At 43.2% G+C, this 250-nt stretch carries 1 protein-coding gene; it reads left to right on the forward strand.

Annotation, left to right across the window (positions count from 1 at the left end):
* The first annotated feature begins 106 nt into the window (after window positions 1-106).
* Window positions 107-229, forward strand: a complete 123-nt coding sequence (locus L8D11_RS05880; RefSeq protein ID WP_272906067.1) for a hypothetical protein — start codon at window positions 107-109, stop codon at window positions 227-229.
* Window positions 230-250 lie beyond the last annotated feature (21 nt).

The following is a 250-nucleotide window of genomic DNA, read 5'->3' on the forward strand; positions in this document are numbered from 1 at the left end:
TGAGAAGATTAATCTCTTCTCTATGTACTCTGCTTTTGGTAAACACAAATCTGAAACCGCCCTATGCGACATCGCTTGTACGGTGGTGTGAGAGGGAGGTGCTGCAATGCGCCTCTCTACTCGATTGTCTCAAGATCCAGATGCTAGGTGGCTTAAGAAAGGTAAAAAAAGCTATTTTGGATACAAAGGCTTTATTCCTGACTTCATGCACTTTGAGAGAAGTGTATAGAGGTAGGTGAGGAAAAAGGAG

This window comes from Candidatus Bandiella numerosa (assembly GCF_021811875.1).
In the GTDB taxonomy this organism is placed as follows: domain Bacteria; phylum Pseudomonadota; class Alphaproteobacteria; order Rickettsiales; family Midichloriaceae; genus Aquirickettsia; species Aquirickettsia numerosa_A.

Coding starts and splice junctions, on each gene's coding strand:
- L8D11_RS05880 (WP_272906067.1), top strand. CDS start 107: ATGCGCCTCTCTACTCGATTGTCTCAAGATCCAGATGCTAGGTGGCTT.